The 13794-nt window shown below is 66.4% G+C and carries 14 protein-coding genes and 1 pseudogene; 10 read left to right on the top strand and 5 right to left on the bottom strand.

Annotated elements, in window-relative coordinates; translation table 11 throughout:
* The first annotated feature begins 278 nt into the window (after positions 1 to 278).
* From EO174_RS00915 to EO174_RS00905, 3 genes are all read left to right on the top strand, one after another.
* The gene (locus EO174_RS00915) at positions 279 to 1076 is read left to right on the top strand and encodes a hypothetical protein (RefSeq protein ID WP_104585410.1); all 798 of its coding nucleotides are present in this window, start codon (positions 279 to 281) and stop codon (positions 1074 to 1076) included.
* Between the two features lie 137 nt (positions 1077 to 1213).
* Positions 1214 to 1828 (top strand): hypothetical protein, encoded by a 615-nt coding sequence (locus tag EO174_RS00910; RefSeq protein WP_126941644.1) that lies wholly within the window; start codon positions 1214 to 1216, stop codon positions 1826 to 1828.
* 104 nt (positions 1829 to 1932) lie between these two features.
* The gene (locus EO174_RS00905; protein ID WP_126941642.1) at positions 1933 to 3147 is read left to right on the top strand and encodes an MFS transporter; all 1215 of its coding nucleotides are present in this window, start codon (positions 1933 to 1935) and stop codon (positions 3145 to 3147) included.
* Positions 3148 to 3313: 166 nt separating this feature from the next.
* Here the strand turns inward: EO174_RS00905 and EO174_RS00900 are convergent, their stop codons facing one another.
* Positions 3314 to 3790 (bottom strand): tRNA (cytidine(34)-2'-O)-methyltransferase, encoded by a 477-nt coding sequence (locus EO174_RS00900; RefSeq protein WP_104585404.1) that lies wholly within the window; start codon positions 3788 to 3790, stop codon positions 3314 to 3316.
* A 25-nt stretch (positions 3791 to 3815) separates the two neighbouring features.
* Positions 3816 to 4277 carry a hypothetical protein gene (locus EO174_RS00895; protein WP_119129287.1) on the bottom strand — a complete coding sequence of 154 codons (462 nt, stop codon included), beginning with the start codon at positions 4275 to 4277 and terminating at the stop codon, positions 3816 to 3818.
* A gap of 396 nt (positions 4278 to 4673) precedes the next feature.
* On the opposite strand from EO174_RS00895, the gene EO174_RS00890 reads away from it, so the two are divergent.
* From EO174_RS00890 to EO174_RS00875, 4 genes and pseudogenes are all read left to right on the top strand, one after another.
* On the top strand, positions 4674 to 4994 hold the full coding sequence (locus EO174_RS00890; protein WP_104649618.1) for a DUF4156 domain-containing protein: 321 nt from the start codon (positions 4674 to 4676) through the stop codon (positions 4992 to 4994).
* A gap of 101 nt (positions 4995 to 5095) precedes the next feature.
* Positions 5096 to 6112, top strand: coding sequence for a 3-oxoacyl-ACP synthase III (locus EO174_RS00885; protein WP_016903994.1), 1017 nt, complete (start codon positions 5096 to 5098; stop codon positions 6110 to 6112).
* A 108-nt stretch (positions 6113 to 6220) separates the two neighbouring features.
* A pseudogene (locus tag EO174_RS23395) lies at positions 6221 to 6974 on the top strand (Fic/DOC family N-terminal domain-containing protein).
* Between the two features lie 129 nt (positions 6975 to 7103).
* Positions 7104 to 8006, top strand: coding sequence for an alpha/beta fold hydrolase (locus EO174_RS00875; protein ID WP_126941640.1), 903 nt, complete (start codon positions 7104 to 7106; stop codon positions 8004 to 8006).
* 156 nt (positions 8007 to 8162) lie between these two features.
* Here EO174_RS00875 and EO174_RS00870 read toward each other — a convergent pair whose 3' ends face one another.
* A complete protein-coding gene (locus EO174_RS00870; protein WP_104585398.1) occupies positions 8163 to 8546 on the bottom strand; it encodes a YkgJ family cysteine cluster protein in 384 nt (127 codons plus the stop codon).
* 460 nt (positions 8547 to 9006) lie between these two features.
* On the opposite strand from EO174_RS00870, the gene oleC reads away from it, so the two are divergent.
* The 3 genes from oleC to EO174_RS00855 all read left to right on the top strand — a co-directional run bounded on the left by oleC (position 9007) and on the right by EO174_RS00855 (position 11983).
* On the top strand, positions 9007 to 10659 hold the full coding sequence (gene oleC / locus EO174_RS00865) for an olefin beta-lactone synthetase (protein ID WP_126941638.1): 1653 nt from the start codon (positions 9007 to 9009) through the stop codon (positions 10657 to 10659).
* Between the two features lie 90 nt (positions 10660 to 10749).
* Positions 10750 to 11760 carry a 2-alkyl-3-oxoalkanoate reductase gene (gene oleD, locus EO174_RS00860; protein ID WP_104649615.1) on the top strand — a complete coding sequence of 337 codons (1011 nt, stop codon included), beginning with the start codon at positions 10750 to 10752 and terminating at the stop codon, positions 11758 to 11760.
* Positions 11761 to 11824: 64 nt separating this feature from the next.
* Entirely contained in the window at positions 11825 to 11983 is a 159-nt protein-coding gene (locus tag EO174_RS00855) for a DUF1328 domain-containing protein (protein ID WP_003468167.1), read from the top strand.
* A gap of 117 nt (positions 11984 to 12100) precedes the next feature.
* Here EO174_RS00855 and EO174_RS00850 read toward each other — a convergent pair whose 3' ends face one another.
* A complete protein-coding gene (locus EO174_RS00850; RefSeq protein ID WP_126941636.1) occupies positions 12101 to 12583 on the bottom strand; it encodes a GNAT family N-acetyltransferase in 483 nt (160 codons plus the stop codon).
* Positions 12580 to 13686: a D-alanine--D-alanine ligase gene (ddlA, locus tag EO174_RS00845; protein ID WP_104649613.1), complete on the bottom strand. Its 1107-nt coding sequence runs from the start codon at positions 13684 to 13686 to the stop codon at positions 12580 to 12582. The genes EO174_RS00850 and ddlA overlap by 4 nt, the downstream gene beginning before the upstream one ends.
* Between the last annotated feature and the right edge of the window lie 108 nt (positions 13687 to 13794).

Genomic DNA, 13794 nt, shown 5'->3' with positions numbered 1-13794 from the left:
GGTGCAGCCGAAAGTGCAGCACCACACGTTTGAATCCAGCCCTGACATCCGCACGCGCGCGCCGCCGTTGACCGTGTCCAATACGTTCTTGCCCTGCAGAGTCGACGCACACCCCAGGCTACAAAGTGTCTGCAAAGCGGACAGCGGTGTATGAAACGCAGACGCCTGTCCGTAAGCGTGCACCTGCAAACCCCTTGTAAAACAACGGGCTCGACGTTGGCACGATTGCTGCTTTATATCCCGGGCGAGCGGCATCCCTGCCGCGTTGGAGATATCGCATGATTCGTCAGACCGCACTTGCTTTCGCGCTGGCCTGCAGCGTGGCGACCGCTGCCGCGCAGGCTCCCACACCGCCTGCGGCACCGGTGGCACCGCGTGCGCCGGTCGGCACGCCACCGCCGGCACCACCGCTGCCGCCCGCACCGCCTGCCCCGCTGGCCGCCACGCCAGTGCGCATCACCGGCACGGTCGAGCGTTTCATGCTCAATCCCAACGGCGAGGTCGATGGCCTGTGGTTGCGCGATGGCACCCAGGTGGCGTTTGCGCCGCATCTGTCCGGGCAATTGCAGGAAGCGGTGCGCCGTGGCGATACGGTGAGCGTGCAGGGCTATCGCCTGGGCAGCCTGCCGGTGCTGCGCGCCAGCAGCATCCGTTCCAATCGTGGAGGGCGTGAGGTGGTCGATCGCCCGCCAACCGCCGCCATGCCGCCAGCGCCCCCGGCACCTGCGGCCTTGACGCCGTTGCAGGCGGAAGGCCGCATCGAGCGGCTGGTCTACGGCCCGGGTGGCGAGACCAATGGTGCATTGCTCAGCGATGGCACGCTGGTGCGGATGCCGCCGCACCTGGCGCTGCAGTTCGGCGATCTGCTGCGGGCCGGCGCGCCGTTGAGCGTGAGCGGGTTCGGGGTGGCCACCGCCAACGGCCGCGCCATCGAAGCCACGCAACTGGGCCGCGATCGCGCCTCGCAGCGCGCGTTGTTCAGCCCGCCGCGCCCGGACGGCCCGGTGCCGCCCGCACCACCGGCGCCGCCTGTCCCGCCGGCCGCACCGCCAGCGCCAGCTCCGGCGCCGCGTTGATTCACGGCGTCGCCGTCCACGCGGTGGCGCGTACCTCCGTTGCGCTTTCCTTTATGCGCCTTCCGCCACGTGTCATGCGTGGCGGCGGGCGCGGCTTGCCGGCAGTGGCCGGTCCTTCCTTTCTCTGGAGTTTTTTCATGCATTGGGTCGATCCTGATTTCCTCCCCGAAACCCGCGGCACGCTGGCGCGCTTTCTGCTCAACCCCAAGGCCGATATCGACGGCCTGCTGCTGACCGACGGCACCGAAGTGCACACGCCGCCGCATCTGTCCGCCGCCTTGCTCAAGGCGCTCAAGCCCGGCAGCACCTTGAGCGTGCGTGGCCTCAAGCCGCGTTATGTGGACATGCTGGTGGCCCTGGCGATCGATCCGGAAGGCGGCAAACGCATCGTCGATGACGGCCCGCACGGGCCGCACGCCAAGCCCAAGCCCAAACCGCCCGCCGGCAAGCCGCCCAAGCCGCAGCTCAGCCAGCACAGCGGCACCATCGCTCGCTTGCTGCATGGCCCGCATGGGCAGGTGCATGGCGTGTTGCTGGACGACGAGGTCACGGTGCGGTTTCCGCCGCACGCCGGTGCGGACTTCGCCAAACAACTGGTGGTCGGCAAGACGCTGGTGGCCGAAGGCGATACCAGGACAACCCCGCACGGCGTGCTGATCCACGCGCATGCGCTGGGCACCAAGGCCGCGTCGCTGAAGCAGATCGAGCATCCGCATGGCCCGGGTGCGCATAAGCCGAAGCCGAAACACTAGCAGCACGCAATGCGACTGCCGCGTTGGCGCGATGCGATCGGCATCGGGTTGCCCATGCAGCCCAGCGCGCGCAGTCGCCGTTCATCGTTTCGTGGAGAGCGCCGATGCGCATGAGCACACCGCGTCCCCGTGGCAGCCGCGCACTGGAGGCGCTGCATTTCAGCGTGGCCGACGTGCAGGACGGGCTGGGGCCGTTTCTGAGCGTGTTCCTGCAATCCAGGGGCTGGTCGGTGGCAGCGATCGGCACGGTGATGAGTGTGGGCGGCATCGCCGGCATGCTTGCCACCACCCCGGCCGGCGCACTGGTCGACACCACCCGGCGCAAGCGCGCCGTGGTGGTGGTTGGCTGCCTGGCGATCCTGCTGGCCACGGCGCTGATCTGGCTGCACCCGACGTCCTCCGGCGTGGTCACCGCGCAGATCGTTTCGGCATTGGCGGCAGCCGGTATTGGCCCTGCGCTCACCGGCATCACCCTGGGCCTGGTGCACGCGCGCGGGTTCGATCATCAACTGGCGCGCAATCAGGTTGCCAACCACGCCGGCAACATGCTGGCCGCAGTGCTGGCCGGCTGGCTGGGGTGGCGTTTCGGGTTTGCGGCGGTGTTCGTGCTCACTGCCGCCTTCGGCGTGCTGGCGATCGCGGCGGTGCTGCTGATTCCGTCTGCGGCCATCGACCACCGCGCCGCGCGCGGCCTGGGCCAGGCCGATGGCGCGGACAGCCTCAGCGGCTGGCGGGTGTTGTTGACCTGCCGACCGCTGGCCTTGCTGGCCATCACCCTGGGGTTGTTCCACCTGGGCAATGCGGCGATGTTGCCGCTCTACGGCATGGCCATCGTGGCTGCGCATGCAGGCGATGCGAACGCGCTGACGGCCACCACCATCGTGGTCGCGCAGGCCACGATGGTGGTGGTGGCATTGTTGGCGATGCGCTGGATCCGCGTGCACGGGCATTGGTGGGTGCTGCTGGCGGCCTTCATGGCCTTGCCACTGCGTGCGCTGGTGGCGGCGTCGCTGATCCAGGGCTGGGGCGTGTTTCCGGTGCAGATCCTCGACGGACTCGGCGCCGGCCTGCAGGCCGTGGTGGTGCCTGCGCTGGTGGCGCGATTGCTGCAGGGCACCGGGCGCGTCAATGTCGGCCAGGGCGCGGTGATGACGGTGCAGTGCGTGGGCGCGGCGCTGAGCCCGGCCCTGGGTGGCTGGCTGGCGCATGCCTTCGGCTATCGCATCGCGTTTCTGGCGCTGGGCGGCATCGCCGTGCTGGCGGTGGCGTTGTGGGCAGGCTGCCGTGGCATGCTGCAGGCAGCAACCGATGCCGGGTGATGCAGTGAGGCGTTGGCACGGGCACCGCGCGGCAAGCAAACCGCAACGCCCGGGGCGGTCATGCGCGTGGAGCATGCGCCGGACGCTGGACCGCCGTGTGCGGCATGCAGCGCGTCGGCAGCGGGCGGACGGATTCCCCGCCAGGCAGCCGTCCGCATCGCCGCGGCTATCTGCCGCCGCTGAAGTCCCACTGGCGCCAGGCTTCGAACACCATCACCGCAACGGTGTTGGACAGATTGAGGCTGCGGTTGTCCGGGCGCATCGGCAGGCGCAGCCGGTGCTGCGGCGGGATCGACTCCAGTACGTCGGCGGGCAGGCCGCGGGTTTCCGGGCCGAACAGGAAGGCATCCCCATCGGCAAACTGCGGTGCGTCGTAACGCACGGTGCTGCGCGTACTCAGTGCAAACACGCGCTTGGGCGCGATCGCTGCCAGGGCGGTGGGCAGGTCGGCATGCACCTGCAGGGTGGCGTATTCGTGATAGTCCAGGCCGGCGCGTTTGAGCTGCTTGTCGCTGAGGTCGAAGCCGAGCGGCTCGATCAGGTGCAGGCGCGCGCCGGTGTTGGCGCACAGGCGAATCACGTTGCCCGTATTGGGCGGAATTTCCGGTTGGAACAGGATGACATCGAGGACGGGGGCTGACATGCGCGCAGTGTAGCTGCGCGCATGCTCAAAGGCTGATGGCGGCGTTGACCAGCGCTTCCAGTTCGACCGGCGCCGGCTGCAGCTGCGGCACCGGCAGGTTGACGATGACCTGGCCCATCAGCGCGCCGATGGCAGCGGCAGCCTGGCCGGAGGTGCTCTGCGCGGTGGCAGCGGTGCTGCGGGTCACCAGTTCGGCGCGCTGGTCGGCCGACGGACGCACTTGCACCGCAGCGAGGGTGACGACGCGCGGGCCGGCCTGTTCGGCGGCCAAGGCGGCCAGCTGATCGGCGGACGGACGCACCTGCACGGCGGCCAGGGTGCGGATGGCGCTGGTGCGTTCCAGCGTCTGCTGGGCAAGCTGGTCGGCCGATGGGCGCACCTGCACGGTGTCCAGCGTGGTCAGGCTGCCGGCCTGGGCGAAACCGGCCAGGGTGGTGCCGGCAAGCAGGGCGGCGGAGAGGGCGATGCGCAGGGTCTGGGTCTTCATGGCGAGGTCTCTTGGTGTGGGTGATCAGTGGTGTGGTAGTAAGGTAGTACACCGTTTCGGTAAGCGCAACGACTTTCGCGACACGATTTTATTTATTCAGCTTGCAGTCATTTTCAGTCGTCGAGACAACCGGGTTCGTTGCCTGCCCATGACATGGAGCAAGCAACGTGCCAGTGGCAGATCATTGTTTTGCAAGGGATTTATGCGAGGAGGCGGTGTCCGCGTCCGGACACCCGGACGTGTGTACGGGCGCCGGACACCGCTGGGATCGAGAAAACACGACGATCGGGGCGATGTTCAGTGCGCTGAACGAGCGGCGTGCGGCCGTGCGAGCAATCCGATCGCCGGCCGGCAACTGCGGCACAATCCGGCTTCCTCCTCAGGGGTCTACGACTTATGCGCGTGCTGATGCTGTCTGTTCTGGTTGCCGCCACCACCGCGGCCTGCACCTGGGTGCCCATCGAACAAAGCGGCAAAAACGTGCAGGTGCTGCCCGCAGGCCCTGTGCCAGCTGGCTGTCAGCAGCAGGGCGAGGTGGTGGTGTCGGTCAAGAGCAAGGTCGGCTTCTACAACCGCAACCCGTTGCGGGTGCAGGAAGAGCTGGAAACGCTGGCACGCAACGAGGCGCCGGGCGCCAATGCCAACACGGTCCAGGCGCAGGGTCAGCCGGCCGATGGCAGCCAGCGTTTCAATGCCTTCCGCTGCCCGCCGCGCTGAACCGTTGGGCTGGGGCGCGGCTGCTGCAATTGTAAAGATGCGGTAAAACGAGCCAGCGGCTAGACTAGCGCCCCCTCGCCTGACGCCATGGCGCTACTTCGATGCTCTTCCAGAATGTCTCCATCGCGGGACTGGCGCATATTGATGCGCCGCACACGCTGACTTCCAAGGAAATCAACGAGCGCCTGCAACCGACCTACGACCGCCTCGGGATTCGGACCGACGTGTTGGGCGACGTTGCGGGTATCCATGCACGGCGCTTGTGGGACCAGGATGTCCAGGCCTCGGACGCCGCCACCCAGGCTGCACGCAAGGCACTGCTCGACGCCGGCATCGGCATCGAGAAGATCGGCCTGCTGGTCAACACCTCGGTGAGCCGCGACTACCTGGAGCCGTCCACGGCCTCCATCGTGTCCGGCAACCTCGGGGTCGGCGATCACTGCGTCACCTTCGACGTGGCCAACGCCTGCCTCGCCTTCATCAACGGCATGGACATCGCCGCCCGCATGCTCGAGCGCGGCGAGATCGACTACGCGCTGGTCGTCGACGGTGAAACCGCCAACCTGGTGTACGAGAAGACCCTCGAGCGCATGACCTCGCCCGACGTCACCGAAGAAGAGTTCCGCAATGAACTCGCTGCGTTGACCCTGGGTTGCGGTGCCGCGGCCATGGTGATGGCGCGCACCGAGCTGGTGCCCGACGCGCCGCGCTACAAGGGTGGCGTGACCCGGTCGGCCACCGAGTGGAACAAGCTGTGTCGCGGCAACCTGGACCGCATGGTCACCGACACCCGCCTGTTGCTGATCGAAGGCATCAAGCTGGCACAGAAGACCTTCCTGGCCGCCAAGCAGGCGATGGGCTGGGCGGTGGACGAACTGGACCAGTTCGTCATCCACCAGGTCAGCCGCCCGCATACCGCTTCATTCGTGAAGTCGTTCGGTATCGATCCGGCCAAGGTCATGACCATCTTCGGCGAACACGGCAACATCGGCCCGGCTTCGGTACCGATCGTGCTGAGCAAGCTCAAGGAACTCGGCCGCCTGAAGAAGGGCGACCGCATCGCGTTGATGGGGATCGGCTCGGGGCTGAACTGCTCGATGGCCGAAGTGGTCTGGTGATGCGTGTGATAGTGCCCGGTCGCTGCTCTTGTACGCCGGGCAATATTACTGCTTAGGTAGAAGTGGTATCTAAGTTTCCTTGCAGGAATGCATGCGGTCTGTAAGACGATGGCTCAGCGCATCACCGGACACGACGTGGCTGGCGCTCTCGCAGGGAGCCGTTACCAGGCGTTCGTTCCTGATCCGTTGCCGCCAGTGCCGGCACTGCATTTCGCACAGGCCGAACTGGTGGCCCGCAAGGAGCGCGCCGACCAGGCATTAGGGCGACTGGACGGCATCACGCTGATGCTGCCGGACCCGGAACTGTTTCTTTATCAGTACATCCGCAAGGAAGCCTTGCTGTCGTCCCAGATCGAAGGGACCCAGTCATCGCTCTCGGACCTGTTGCTGTTCGAGATGGATGCGGCAGCGGGCGTGCCTGTCGACGATGTCGAATCTGAGCCTGTATTTCAAGCGCCGTCGCGCCGATTACTACGACCGCCTCAATGCGGTGCGACTCAACGGTGACTGGGAAGGATGGCTGAGTTTCTTTCTGGATGGTGTGGCAGAGACCGCGCAACAAGCCGTCGACACCGCGCAGCGCCTGCTGGCACTGTTGGCACGTGATCGGGCCCGCATTGCCGCTTTGGGCCAGCGAGCAGGTAACGTCGGCCTGTTGTTTGAGCAGTTCGCGCGGCGCGTGGTGTTGGCGGTGCCGCAAGTGGCGCCCGCCCTGTCGTTGAGTGCGCCCACCATCCGTGCCGCAGTACGCACCCTGCAGGAGCTGGAAATCGTCAACGAACTCACCGGCCAGCAGCGGCATCGTATTTTTGCCTATCACGCCTATCTCGACATCCTCAGCGAAGGAGCGCAGCCGCTGTGAGCGATTCGTTTGCGCACGGCCGTTCCCGACGATGCAGAGACACCTGGCGTATGTTCGATACTGTCGTGGCGATGTAGCTGGCGACGTGCCAGACGCACCCAGTCCAAGCTTTAGCAAATAGAGAGATCCATGACCTACCCCGGCTATCCCTTCACTCCCCAGCGCCTTGAGGTGCGTCCCGGTATTGCGATGTCGTATCTGGACGAAGGTCCGCGCGATGGCGAGGTGGTCGTGATGCTGCACGGCAATCCGTCGTGGAGCTACCTGTGGCGGAATCTGGTGAGCGGCCTGTCGAACCGTTACCGCTGCATCGTGCCGGACCATATCGGCATGGGGCTGTCCGACAAGCCGGACGATGCGCCCGACGCGCAGCCACGTTACGACTACACGCTGCAGTCGCGCGTGGACGACCTGGACACGCTGTTGCGGCATCTGGGCATCACCGGCCCGGTCACGCTGGCGGTACACGACTGGGGCGGCATGATCGGGTTCGGCTGGGCGTTGTCGCATCATGCGCAGGTCAAGCGGCTGGTGATCACCAATACCGCTGCGTTCCCGTTGCCGCCGGAAAAGCCGATGCCGTGGCAGATCGCGATGGGCCGGCATTGGGGCCCGGGCGAGTGGTTCATCCGCACGTTCAATGCGTTTTCCTCCGGTGCGTCCTGGTTCGGCGTGTCGCGGCGGATGCCGGCCGAGGTGCGCCGTGCGTATGTGGCGCCGTACAACAATTGGCGCAACCGCATCTCCACCATTCGCTTCATGCAGGATATTCCGCTGTCGCCGGCCGACCAGGCCTGGTCGCTGCTGGAGCGCTCGGCGCAGGCATTGCCCGCGTTCGCCGACCGGCCGGCGTTTATCGCCTGGGGATTGCGCGACATCTGCTTCGACAAGCACTTCCTGGCCGGCTTTCGCAAGGCATTGCCGAACGCCGAAGTCACCGCGTTCGACGATGCCAATCACTACGTGCTGGAAGACAAGCACGAAGTGCTGGTGCCGGCGATCCGTGCGTTCCTGGAGCGCAATCCGCTCTGACCCGGTCACCAGGATGCCGCGGGCGCCCGGCAGGTAGGTGCGGGCACGCGCCGGGGCTGGAGTAGGTCAGTGGCCAGGCCGATGCCGGGCATCGGCCGCGTCGCGTGCGGTGCCGCGCGCCGTAAACAGACGTGCATGCACCCGCAGCGATAGTCGCTACAGCGGCGGCAGCGGATTGCGCTGGGCATCGTCCACGCCCAGCCAGTCGGCTTCGGTCAGTGCATGCAGGCCGTGCGCCAACCGGGATTTGTCGCATTGCGCGCTGCGCTGGCCGAACTCCAGCGAGGCCGGTACGGCGGCGCAGGAGGAGGGCCGGCGATCATGGATGCTGCAGCGGCTGTAGCGGCCGATGTCTGCGTCCAGCGCGATGCAGCGCGGCTGCGATTGCGACGTGCCGCGCATGACCCGCTCGTGCGTGCGCAGCGCATCGGTCAGCTCGATCGGCACCCTGCCGCCCAATGCGGGGTCGGCTTCGCTCCAGTGGAAACTGACGCGGAAGTAGGCGCAGCAGGCGCCGCAGGTAAGGCAGGGATGTGCCATGGAATGCCGGGCCTTGCGCGGCAAAACAACGTGGAGAGCGCGGCATTCTGACCGAACCACGGCGCGATACAAGTGGCGCATCGCGGCGGCAGGTTAGTGATTCATGCGCGTGCGCGCCGGAGGAGCGGTGCGCGCTGGGGGCGAGCAGGTTGCCTATCGGGTGCTGACGACCGCCTGCCGCGTCGGCATCGCCAGAGTGATCGCGTGTAGAACGATCACCAGCGACCGGGGGAATCGCTGACGCGCGCTTTTCGCAGGCACTCGACCACGTTGCAATGCGCCTGAAAATAAAAGACGCAGGCGCGGAGGTGGCAGTGATTACTGCTCACTTGCGCTGCCAAGGCCTGGTTGCCTTGCAGGGAAAACCATCGTTGTGCCGTCGCCGAGCGTCGCGTGCATCTGCGACGTTGCGCAGGATGCAAGCGGCCGGTACCGTCGGCGGATGGGTGATAATGCGGCAATGACCATTCTTTGCAATATCGCCGCCACCCTGCCGGAGCTCGCGCGCGAGCGCCCCGACCAGATCGCCATCCGTTGCCCGGGCCGCCGCGGCGCCAATGGGTTTGCCGCCTACGATGTGACCTTGAGCTATGCCGAGCTGGATGCGCGCAGCGATGCGATCGCCGCCGGGCTGGCGCTGCACGGCATCGCACGCGGTGCGCGCGCGGTGGTGATGGTGCGGCCGTCGCCGGAATTCTTCCTGCTGATGTTTGCCTTGTTCAAGGCCGGCGCGGTGCCGGTGCTGGTGGATCCGGGCATCGACAAGCGCGCGCTCAAGCAATGCCTGGACGAAGCGCAGCCGCAGGCCTTTATCGGCATTCCGCTTGCGCAGCTGGCGCGTCGCCTGTTGCGTTGGGCGCGTTCTGCAAAGCAGATCGTCAGCGTCGGCGGCCGTTACGGCTGGGGCGGGGTGACATTGGCGCGCGTGGAGCGCGATGGCGCCGGCGCCGGCAGTCAGCTGGCCAATACCGGGCCGGACGATGTGGCCGCCATCCTGTTCACCAGCGGCTCGACCGGCGTGCCCAAGGGCGTGGTGTACCGACACCGGCATTTCGTCGGCCAGATCGAGTTGCTGCGCAATGCCTTCGGCATGCAGCCCGGCGGCGTGGATCTGCCGACGTTCCCGCCATTTGCGTTGTTCGATCCGGCACTGGGGCTGACCTCGGTGATTCCGGACATGGATCCGACCCGCCCGGCCACCGCCGATCCGCGCAAATTGCACGATGCGATCGACCGCTTCGGCGTGACGCAGTTGTTCGGCTCGCCGGCGTTGATGCGCGTGCTGGCCGATTATGGGCAGCCGCTTCCCAACGTGCGCCTGGCCACCTCGGCCGGTGCGCCGGTGCCGCCGGATGTGGTGGCCAAGATCCGCACGCTGTTGCCGGCAGATGCGCAATTCTGGACGCCATATGGCGCCACCGAATGCCTGCCGGTGGCGGCGATCGAAGGGCGCACGCTGGATGCCACCCGCGCGGCCACCGAGGCCGGCGCCGGTACCTGTGTCGGCCAGGTCGTCGCGCCCAACGAGGTACGCATCATCGCCATCGACGATGCAGCCATTCCCGAATGGAGCGGCGCGCGCGTGCTGGCGGTGGGCGAGGTCGGCGAGATCACCGTCGCCGGTCCCACCACCACCGACACCTACTTCAACCGCGACGCGGCCACGCGGATTGCCAAGATCCGCGAGCGCAACGCGGATGGCAGCGAACGCATCGTGCATCGCATGGGCGATGTGGGGTATTTCGATGTCGAAGGACGCTTGTGGTTCTGCGGGCGCAAGACCCACCGCGTGGAAACCGCCACCGGCCCGCTCTACACCGAGCAGGTGGAACCGGTCTTCAACGTGCACCCGCAGGTGCGGCGCACTGCCCTGGTCGGTGTCGGCGCGCCCGGACAGCAGCAGCCGGTGCTGTGCGTGGAACTACAGCCAGGCGTTGCGGCATCGGCGTTTGCGCAAGTGGAAACCGCCTTGCGCGCGCTGGGCGCGGCGCATCCGCACACCGCAGGCATCACGCGTTTCCTGCGCCATTCCGGGTTTCCGGTGGACATCCGCCACAATGCCAAGATTGGCCGCGAAACGCTGGCGATCTGGGCGGCGCAGCAACGTGGCTGAGCTGTCGATGCACATCGCGCAGGCGGCTGGCCGCATCGCCAATTCCGGCCGCGCCCGTTATCGTGTGCGTCCTTGCGATGGAGGTGATGCGTGCGCATCCTGGTGACCGGTGGTGGTGGCTTTCTTGGCCAGGCGTTGTGCCGCGGCCTGCGCGCGCGCGGCCACGAGGTGGTGAGTTTCCAGCGCGGCGACTACCCGGTGTTGCAGACCCTGGGCGTGGGCCAGATCCGTGGCGACCTGGCCGACCCGCAGGCGGTGCGGCATGCCTTCGCCGGCATCGATGCGGTCTTCCACAACGCCGCCAAGGCCGGTGCATGGGGCAGCTATGACAGCTATCACCAGGCCAATGTGGTGGGCACGCAGAACGTGCTCGACGCGTGTCGGGCCAACGGTGTGCCGCGCCTGATCTATACCTCCACACCGAGCGTGACCCATCGCGCCACCAATCCGGTGGAAGGCCTGGGCGCCGACGAAGTGCCGTATGGCGAGGATCTGCGCGCGGCATATGCCGCAACCAAGGCGATCGCCGAGCGCGCGGTGCTGGCGGCCAACGATGCGCAACTGGCGACGGTGGCCTTGCGTCCGCGCCTGATCTGGGGGCCGGGCGACAATCATCTGTTGCCGCGCCTGGCCGCGCGTGCGCGTGCCGGCCGCCTGCGCATGGTCGGCGACGGCAGCAACCTGGTGGACAGCACCTACATCGACAATGCCGCGCAGGCGCATTTCGATGCGTTCGCGCATCTCGCTCCCGGTGCCGCGTGTGCGGGCAAGGCGTACTTCATCTCCAACGGCGAGCCCTTGCCGATGCGCGAGTTGCTCAATCGCCTGCTGGCCGCGGTGGATGCACCGGCAGTGACGCGTTCGCTGTCGTTCAAGACCGCGTACAGAATCGGTGCAATCTGCGAGACCATGTGGCCACTGTTGCGTCTGCCTGGCGAAGTGCCGTTGACGCGTTTTCTGGTGGAACAGCTGTGTACGCCGCACTGGTACAGCATGGAACCGGCACGCCGTGATTTCGGCTATGTTCCGCAGGTCAGCATCGAGGAAGGACTGCAACGGCTGCGATCCTCATCTTCCAACGACATCGCCATCACTCGATAAAGACCGTCAGGCGTTCAGGATACGTCTGCGCCGATTCGGCACGACAACTTCTGGAATCCTTGCCATGCTGCATTACGCCATCATCTTTTTCGTCATCGCCATCATCGCCGCCGTGCTGGGCTTCAGTGGTATCGCCGGTGCGGCGACCAATATCGCCTGGATCCTGTTCGTGGTGTTCCTGATCCTGGCAGTGATCTCGATGTTCCGTCGCGGCAAGGTATAACGCCTAGCTGCGATACGTTACGGCAGCGGCGCTGCCGGCGGACGCTCACAGGGCCCGCTTCCGCAAGGAGGCGGGCCCTGTGCGTTGTGGATACTCAAAAATTCAATTACGGCTGCTTCAAAGCAGTTTTTCGAGATACTGCACGTGCTTGCCGTTGCCCAGCAGCGCATCGCCGATGGGCTGAAAACCCAGCTGCAGATGCAGCGCCAGCGATGCCGGATTGGGTGGGATCAGGTTGACCTCGCAAACCAGGCGCGGCTGCGCCGCTGCACGTGCGGCGTGGATGAGTTCGTCATACAGCTGCCTGGCAAGCCCGCGCCTGTGTGCATGCGCAGCGATCACGATGCGGTCGATGTAGACAAAGCGCGCGAAGCGTTGCGCCATCCAGGCGAAGTTCGGGTTGGCGTACGCGGCGCGCTGATCCAGCGCGATCAGCAGACCATCCGCAGGCGCGACCATGCGTGCGTGCCAGGCCAGTTGCAGCAATGCGGCCAGTCCATCGGCATCCAGCAGCGACAATTCGGTGGCATGGGCATTATTGAGCGCGAGCAGTGCGCGGTGGTCGTCGCGTTGCACCGCACGCACATGTGCCCGGCTCATGCGCCTGGGCCGACCGCACTGCGCAGCACCTGATCGTCTGCATGCCGTTGCAGCGCCAGCTCGATCAACTGCGTGATCAAGCTGCGGTAGTCCAGCCCGCTTGCCTGCCAGAGCTTGGGATACATGCTGATCCGCGTGAAGCCCGGCAATGTGTTGACCTCGTTGATCACGATGCGGCCATCGGCGCACAGGAACACGTCCACACGCGCCATGCCGGCGCAGTCCAGCGCCTGGTAGGCCCGCAGCGCAATCTGTTGGATGCGTTGCTGCGTCGGCGCGTCGATGTCGGCCGGGATCACGATGTCGGCACCGTGTTCGCTGATGTACTTGGTCTCGTAGGAATAAAACGCGTCGTGCACCACCACTTCGCCGCAGACGCTGGCTTGCGGGCTGGCGTTGCCCAGTACGGCGCATTCGATCTCGCGCCCGGCGATCGCCGCTTCCACCAATACCTTGTGATCGTATGCCAGCGCCAATGCGAGCGCGTCGGCAAATCCATCGGCACTGCGCACCTGGCTGACGCCAACCGACGAACCCTGGTTGGCCGGCTTGACGAACAGCGGCAAACCCAACTGCGCGATCAACGCATCCACGTCGGCACCTGCGGCGGTATGGCGGTTGAAGCAGGCGAACGGCGCCACCTCAAGCCCGGCATCGCGGAGCACGCGCTTGGCCAGGTCCTTGTCCATCGCCAGCGCCGAGCCGAGCACGCCGGAGCCGACGAAGGGCAGGTTGGCCATACGCAGCAGCCCTTGCAACGAGCCGTCTTCGCCGAGCGTGCCATGCACGATCGGGAAGACCACATCGATTTGCGCCAGCGCCTGCTCCGGCTGGGTCGGACGCAGTTGCTGTTGCTGCGCGCCCGGCAGCAAAGCCACGCCGCGACCGCTGCGATGCAGGGCGATGCGCGCCGGGTCGTCGGCATTGAGCAGGAAACTGTCGGGGTCGTTGACGTGCCACTGGCCTTGCTTGTCGATGCCGATCAGCACCGGCTCGAAGCGCTGCGGGTCCAGCGCATCGAGGATGTTGCGCGCTGACTGCAGCGAGACTTCGTGCTCGGCCGACTTGCCGCCGAAGATGAGACCGACCCGGATCTTGCGCATTGCCTGCTCCTGCCACCTGGCGTGATGAGGTCGCCAGCATGCCCGCGGCAGGCGCGCCGACGGAAGTCCTGCATCGCCGCCGTATGCGGTGTGGCGATCCAGGGCAGG

It is taken from the genome of Xanthomonas sp. BRIP62418, from assembly GCF_003993495.1.
Classification (GTDB): Bacteria; Pseudomonadota; Gammaproteobacteria; order Xanthomonadales; family Xanthomonadaceae; genus Xanthomonas; species Xanthomonas euroxanthea.
Note: the sequence above shows the minus strand (reverse complement) of the source record. Positions and strands in the feature narration are given on the sequence as shown.

Bases quoted from the DNA above. Each gene is read 5' to 3' on its own strand.
- EO174_RS00915 (WP_104585410.1), top strand. From the start codon at position 279: ATGATTCGTCAGACCGCACTTGCTTTCGCGCTGGCCTGCAGCGTGGCG.
- EO174_RS00910 (WP_126941644.1), top strand. From the start codon at position 1,214: ATGCATTGGGTCGATCCTGATTTCCTCCCCGAAACCCGCGGCACGCTG.
- EO174_RS00905 (WP_126941642.1), top strand. From the start codon at position 1,933: ATGCGCATGAGCACACCGCGTCCCCGTGGCAGCCGCGCACTGGAGGCG.
- EO174_RS00900 (WP_104585404.1), bottom strand. From the start codon at position 3,790: ATGTCAGCCCCCGTCCTCGATGTCATCCTGTTCCAACCGGAAATTCCG.
- EO174_RS00895 (WP_119129287.1), bottom strand. From the start codon at position 4,277: ATGAAGACCCAGACCCTGCGCATCGCCCTCTCCGCCGCCCTGCTTGCC.
- EO174_RS00890 (WP_104649618.1), top strand. From the start codon at position 4,674: ATGCGCGTGCTGATGCTGTCTGTTCTGGTTGCCGCCACCACCGCGGCC.
- EO174_RS00885 (WP_016903994.1), top strand. From the start codon at position 5,096: ATGCTCTTCCAGAATGTCTCCATCGCGGGACTGGCGCATATTGATGCG.
- EO174_RS00875 (WP_126941640.1), top strand. From the start codon at position 7,104: ATGACCTACCCCGGCTATCCCTTCACTCCCCAGCGCCTTGAGGTGCGT.
- EO174_RS00870 (WP_104585398.1), bottom strand. From the start codon at position 8,546: ATGGCACATCCCTGCCTTACCTGCGGCGCCTGCTGCGCCTACTTCCGC.
- oleC (WP_126941638.1), top strand. From the start codon at position 9,007: ATGACCATTCTTTGCAATATCGCCGCCACCCTGCCGGAGCTCGCGCGC.
- EO174_RS00855 (WP_003468167.1), top strand. From the start codon at position 11,825: ATGCTGCATTACGCCATCATCTTTTTCGTCATCGCCATCATCGCCGCC.
- EO174_RS00850 (WP_126941636.1), bottom strand. From the start codon at position 12,583: ATGAGCCGGGCACATGTGCGTGCGGTGCAACGCGACGACCACCGCGCA.
- ddlA (WP_104649613.1), bottom strand. From the start codon at position 13,686: ATGCGCAAGATCCGGGTCGGTCTCATCTTCGGCGGCAAGTCGGCCGAG.